Origin of the sequence: Cereibacter changlensis JA139 (genome assembly GCF_003034985.1) — a bacterium.
GTDB lineage: Bacteria > Pseudomonadota > Alphaproteobacteria > Rhodobacterales > Rhodobacteraceae > Cereibacter > Cereibacter changlensis.
Genome location: NZ_PZKG01000192.1, coordinates 1 through 5845 on the forward strand (window position 1 = coordinate 1; position 5845 = coordinate 5845).

Annotated in this window: 4 protein-coding genes, 2 pseudogenes and 1 other annotated feature; of the genes and pseudogenes, 5 read left to right on the forward strand and 1 reads right to left on the reverse strand. The window is 70.0% G+C overall.

The features are described from left to right. Window positions 1-373, reverse strand: a pseudogene (locus C5F48_RS21380) (NADP-dependent oxidoreductase); the annotation flags it as partial. Window positions 374-689: 316 nt separating this feature from the next. On the opposite strand from C5F48_RS21380, the gene osmF reads away from it, so the two are divergent. The 5 genes and pseudogenes from osmF to C5F48_RS21405 form a co-directional block, all read left to right on the forward strand. Next, window positions 690-1613, forward strand: a complete 924-nt coding sequence (gene osmF / locus C5F48_RS21385; protein ID WP_107665787.1) for a glycine betaine ABC transporter substrate-binding protein OsmF — start codon at window positions 690-692, stop codon at window positions 1611-1613. 54 nt (window positions 1614-1667) lie between these two features. Continuing rightward, window positions 1668-2819, forward strand: coding sequence for an ABC transporter permease (locus C5F48_RS21390; protein ID WP_107665788.1), 1152 nt, complete (start codon window positions 1668-1670; stop codon window positions 2817-2819). Continuing rightward, entirely contained in the window at window positions 2816-3742 is a 927-nt protein-coding gene (locus tag C5F48_RS21395; protein WP_107665789.1) for an ABC transporter ATP-binding protein, read from the forward strand. The genes C5F48_RS21390 and C5F48_RS21395 overlap by 4 nt, the downstream gene beginning before the upstream one ends. After that, window positions 3739-4482, forward strand: coding sequence for an ABC transporter permease (locus C5F48_RS21400; protein ID WP_245941475.1), 744 nt, complete (start codon window positions 3739-3741; stop codon window positions 4480-4482). Before C5F48_RS21395 ends, C5F48_RS21400 begins: the two co-directional genes overlap by 4 nt. Window positions 4483-4649: 167 nt before the next feature. Next, window positions 4650-4707, forward strand: a sequence feature (sul1 is cis-regulatory element that is thought to sense ions involved in sulfur or methionine metabolism; They are found in Alphaproteobacteria). A gap of 66 nt (window positions 4708-4773) precedes the next feature. After that, window positions 4774-5845: pseudogene (locus C5F48_RS21405) on the forward strand (SulP family inorganic anion transporter); the annotation flags it as partial.

Genomic DNA, 5845 nt, shown 5'->3' on the forward strand with positions numbered 1-5845 from the left:
TGACCGGGGCGCGGGCGGGGTCCAGCTTCTGCAACCCGGTGCCATCGGACAGGGCGAAGCGCTGCCAGCCGGAATAGGACAGCACGACATCGCCCTCGGCGAAGCCCGGATGCCGCGAGGCGATCACCCGGGCGACCGTGCCGCCCTCCATCACCTCACCGATCTCCAGCGGCCGGGCATAGGATTTCGCCGCGCTCATCCGCCCGCGCATATAGGGGTCGAGCGAGAGGTAGAGCACCTTCAGCAGCACCTCCCCCTCCCCCGGCTCCGGGATCGGCGCCTCTTCCAGGGTGAAGTTCTCGGCCGAGGGCGCGCGCTCGGGCCGCGAGGCGAGCAGGATGCGCAGGTTGCGGTCGGATGTGTCATGGCTCATGGGACTCTCCAATGCGGTCTGGCCGGGCGGGCCCGGCGATGTCTTGCAGGGATAACGACGAAAGGCGCGTGGAAGGTCCGGCAAAGCGACGCGGCGCGGGCACGAACCGGCGGAAACCGCCGCCAAGCCTCGCGAAACCCCGCAAAACCCGCTTTCCGCCGCCGATCCGATCTCGCAGAGTTGACCAGCGCCGCGCCGCGCTATCTCTCAACCGGCGGCCCTTCCCGGTCGCGCCCGAAAGCCAGCCGCGGGCCGTCCGGCCCGCAGCGCCCCCAGAGACCTGCATTCCCGCGCCCTTCCCCTCCGGAGACCAAGAATGACCCTGCTTTTCCCCCGCCGCACGCTCCTCGGCGCCCTGGCCGTCCTGACCCTGACCGCCGGCGCCTCGGCGGCGCAAGAGGCCGTGCGCGTCGGCTCGAAGCTCGACGCCGAAGGCGCGCTCCTGGGCAGCATCATCATCCAGGTGCTGGAGGCGAACGGCATTGCCACCGAGAACCGGCTGCAGCTCGGGCCGACCAACATCGTGCGCGACGCGCTGACCGCGGGCGAGATCGACATCTATCCGGAATACACCGGCAATGCCGGATTCTTCTTCAGCAACGACACCGATCCGGCCTGGAAGAACCCCGGGCAGGCCGCGGCAAAGGCGGCGGAGCTCGATGCCGCTAATGACATCGTCTGGCTGAAGCCGGCCCCGGCGAACAACACCTGGGCCATCGCGCTGCGCGAGGATACGGCGACGGCGGGCGGGCTGACCTCGCTCGAGGACCTGCCGGAGTATCTGTCGGGCGGCGGCGACTTCAAGCTGGCCGCCTCGGCCGAATTCGTCGAGAGCCCGGCGGCGCTGCCGGCCTTCCAGGAGGCTTACGGCTTCACCCTTGCGCCTGAGCAGCTCTGGATACTGGCCGGCGGCGACACCGCGGCGACGATCCGCGCCGCGGCCGAGCAGACCTCGGGGGTGAACGCGGCGATGGTCTATGGCACCGACGGCGCCATCGCGGCGCTGGGTCTGGTGGTGCTGGAGGATAGCAAGGGCGCGCAAGCGGTCTACGAGCCCGCGCCGACGGTGCGCAAGGAAGTGCTCGACGCGCATCCCGAGATCCGCGACCTCTTGGACCCGGTCTTCGCCACGCTGGACGCCTCCACCCTGCGCGAGCTGAACGCGCTGATCCAGGTCGAGGGCCAGGACATCACCACAGTCGCGACCGACTACCTGACCGCCGAAGGGTTCCTGAAGTAACCCTTCCGCCCGCCCCCGTCCCGGGGCGGGCCCTTTCCGCGAACGGAAGACCCCTTGGCGATCCACAACCGTCCCCTGTGCCTGCTTGCCCTGCTGCTGCTGGTCGGCGCCCTGGCGCTGCCCTTCCTCAGCCACGCGCCGAACCGGCTGATCTCGGGCCAGCCGGTCCCGCTCTGGACGCTGGGCTCCGGCGCCTGGCTGGTGCTGCTGCCGGGGCTGGCGCTGCTGGCCGGGCCGTTCCTGCCGCAACGGCGCAGGACCGTCGGCCTGCTGGCGCTCGCCGCCCTGCTGCTGCTCGTCGGGCTGGTGCATGCCGCGGCGCTGGGGGCCGAGCTTTTGGCGCAGGACGCGGGCCGGGCGGCGCGGACCTCCTTCGGCGCCGGCTTCTGGGTGATGGCGCTGGCGGCGGTGCTGGCGCTGGCCGACCTCGTCGCCCGCGCCGGTCCCGGCCCGGTGCTGCGGCTGGTCATCGGTCTCGCGGCGGCGCTGCCGATCCTGGCCATGGTGCTGTCGGGCCATCTCGACCAGCTGTCGATCCTGAAGGAATACGCCAACCGCGCCGACCAGTTCCAGGCCGCGCTGCTGCGGCACGCGGTGATCGTGCTGGCGGCGTTGCTGCCGACGCTGGCTTTCGGCGTCCCGCTCGGGGTGCTGGCGCATCGCCGGCGGCGGCTCGGCGCCTCGATCCTCTCGGGGCTGAACCTGGTGCAGACCGTGCCCTCGATCGCCATCTTCGGCCTGTTGATCGCGCCGCTCTCGGCGCTGGCGACGCTGGTTCCGGCCGCAAGGGCGCTGGGGATCAGCGGCATCGGCCTCGCACCGGCGGTGATCGCGCTGACGCTCTACAGCCTGCTGCCGATCGTGCGCAACACCGCCGCCGGGCTGGCCCAGGTGCCGGCCAGCGCCATCGACGCGGCGCGCGGCATGGGCATGACCCGCCGCCAGGTGTTCTGGAAGGTCGAGGCGCCGCTGGCGCTGCCGGTGTTCCTGTCGGGGCTGCGGATCACCGTGGTGCAGGCCATCGGCCTCGCCGCCGTGGCCGCGCTGATCGGCGCCGGAGGGCTCGGCGCCATCATGTTCCAGGGGCTGTTCTCCAACGCGCTGGACCTGATCCTGCTGGGGGCGCTGCCGATCATCGCCTTCGCCGCCCTGGCCGATGCGCTGTTCAAGGCGGCGGTCGACCTGTCGAAACGAGGAAGCGCATGATCGAATTCCGCAACATCACCAAGACCTTCAACGCGGTGACAGTGATCGAGGGGCTGAACCTGATCGTCGAGCGCGGCGAGTTCTGCGTGCTGATCGGCCCCTCGGGCTCGGGCAAATCCACCATCCTGCGGATGATCAACCGGCTGATCGAGCACAGCGCCGGCGAGATCCGCTTTGCCGGCGAGCCGATCCGCTCCTTCGCCCCCGAGGTGCTGCGCCGCCGCATCGGCTACGCGATCCAGTCGGTCGGCCTCTTCCCGCACTGGACGGTCGAGGCCAACATCGCCACCGTCCCCCGGCTTCTCGGCTGGGACGCCGCGCGGATCGAGGCGCGCATCGCCGAGCTGATGGCCCTGCTCGGCCTCGATGCCGCGCGCTTCCGCACGGCCTATCCGCACCAGCTCTCGGGCGGGCAGCAGCAACGGGTGGGCGTCGCCCGGGCACTGGCCGCCGACCCGGACGTGCTGTTGATGGACGAGCCCTTCGGCGCGCTCGATCCGATCACCCGCGACAGCCTGCAGGCCGAGATGCGCCGCATCCATGCCGAGACCGGCAAGACCATCGTCTTCGTCACCCATGACATGGACGAGGCGCTGCGCCTCGCCAGCCGCGTCGTCATCCTCGACAAGGGCCGGATCGTGCAATCGGCCACCCCGCGCGAGCTGCTGCACGCCCCGGCGAACGATTTCGTGCGCGAGTTCCTCGGCAAGGACGACTACGGGCTGAAGCTGCTCTCGGTCGAGACCGCCGGCGCCCACATGCGGCGCGAGGACAGCGGCGCGGTCGCCGAGGCCGTGCGCGAGCAGGACAGCCTGCGGCTCGCCCTGTCGCACATGGTCGCGCTGAAGACCGACCGGCTGGGGGTGGAGGACAGCACCGGGCGGCGCGTCGGCCTGTTGCTGCTGGCGGATATCGTCACATGACGCGGCCGGAGCGGCGGGCGGTCGGCCGTTTCCTGATGGCTCTGGCGGGCTTCTCCGCGCTGCTGGCGGCGCTGCCGCGGAGCGGGCCGCTGTTCGCCCGGCTCTTCCCGCAGCTCGACCGGCCGCTTTATGTGCAGCAGCCCTTCCTCGATCTGGTGCTGGCGCATCTGTGGCTGGTGGCGACGGCCAGCCTTCTGGCGACGGTGGTGGGCGTGGCGGCGGGGATCTTCGTCACCCGGCCTTCGGGGCGGGAGTTCCGCCGGTTGGTCGAGACCCTCTCGGCCATGGGCCAGACCTTCCCGCCGGTGGCGGTGCTGGCGCTGGCGGTGCCGATGATCGGCTTCGGCTTCTGGCCGGCCTTCCTCGCGCTCGCCCTCTACGGCCTGCTGCCGATCTGCGAGAATACCATCGCCGGGCTGGAGGGCGTGCCGCCGGCGGCGCGGGAGGCGGGGCTGGGGATCGGCATGACCCGGCGCCAGCTGCTGCGAAAGGTCGAGCTGCCGCTGGCGGCGCCGGTGATCCTCGCCGGCATCCGCATCTCGGTGACCATCGGCATCGGCACGGCGGCGCTGGCCTCGACGGTGGGGGCGGTCTCGCTCGGCTCGCCGATGATCGTCGGGCTGAACGGCAACAACATCGGCTACGTGCTGCAGGGGGCGCTGCTGGTCGGCGGGCTGGCCATCGTCATCGACCTCGGCTTCGAGGCGATCCTGACCCGGCTGCGGCGCTGGACGGCCTGAGGGGCTGCCCGGGCCGTGGTTTTCACGCGTGAAACGGAGAGCAACTTCCTGATCTGTCAGTGAATCTCCGTTTCTGTTAACCATTTGGCAAGGGCGCCCGGCGTGGCGCGGCCCTTTCCAGCAAGCGCTTGGCATTTTGCCGCATTTCGGCTATGGCCGCTGCATCGACTGGACCCGGGTGGGACTCCCGGGTGGCTCCTCCGGCCGCCGATCCGCCGGACAACCGTTCAAACCACCACGAACATCCATCGGCCCGACGCCATGCGGAGGCCGGTCAGGAACGGGACATACATGTTTTCACTCGCTACCTATCGCCAGCAATGGCTGGGCAACATCCGGGCGGATCTCTTGGCCGGGCTGGTCGTCGCCCTCGCGCTCATCCCCGAGGCCATCGCCTTCTCGATCATCGCCGGGGTCGATCCGAAGGTCGGGCTCTACGCCTCCTTCTCCATCGCCGTGCTGACCGCCATCTTCGGCGGCCGCCCCGGCATGATCTCGGCCGCGACCGCGGCGACCGCGGTGCTGATGGTGACGCTGGTCCGCGACCACGGGTTGCAATACCTGCTGGCCGCCACGGTGCTGGCCGGGCTGCTGCAGATCGGCATGGGGTTGCTGAAGCTGGGCTTCGTCATGCGCTACGTGTCGAAATCGGTGATGACCGGCTTCGTCAACGCGCTGGCCATCCTGATCTTCATGGCGCAGCTGCCGGAGCTCGACCCGCGAAACGTGGGCCTTCTGACCTATGCGCTGGTCGCCCTTGGCCTCGCCATCATCTATCTCTTCCCGCGGATCACCCGGGCGGTGCCCTCGCCCCTGGTCACCATCATCGTGCTGACCCTGCTGACCCTGGCGCTGGGGCTGGAGGTCCGCACCGTCGGCGACATGGGCGCCCTGCCCGACACGCTGCCGGTCTTCCTGATCCCCGACATCCCCTTCACCCTCGGGACGCTGCTGATCATCCTGCCCTATTCGCTGGCGGTCGCGGTCGTCGGGCTGCTGGAAAGCCTGATGACGCAGAACATCGTCGATGATCTGACCGACACGAAATCGAACCGCAATCAGGAGTGCATCGGTCAGGGCGTGGCCAATGCCGCGACCGGCTTCATCGGCGGCATGGCGGGCTGCGCCATGATCGGCCAGTCGATCATCAACGTGAAATCCGGCGGGCGGGGGCGGCTGTCCTGCTTCTTCGCCGGGACCTGCCTGTTGTTCATGGTGGTGGTGCTGGGCGATCTGGTCAGCCGGATCCCGATGCCGGCGCTGGTGGCGATCATGATCATGGTGTCGATCGGCACCTTCTCCTGGTCCTCGGTGAAGACGCTGCCGCACCCATCCGCGGTCCTCTTCGGTGGTGATGCTGGCC

Excerpts from the sequence above, each read along its gene's own strand:
- osmF (WP_107665787.1), top strand. The coding sequence starts at position 690 with ATGACCCTGCTTTTCCCCCGCCGCACGCTCCTCGGCGCCCTGGCCGTC.
- C5F48_RS21395 (WP_107665789.1), top strand. The coding sequence starts at position 2,816 with ATGATCGAATTCCGCAACATCACCAAGACCTTCAACGCGGTGACAGTG.
- C5F48_RS21400 (WP_245941475.1), top strand. The coding sequence starts at position 3,739 with ATGACGCGGCCGGAGCGGCGGGCGGTCGGCCGTTTCCTGATGGCTCTG.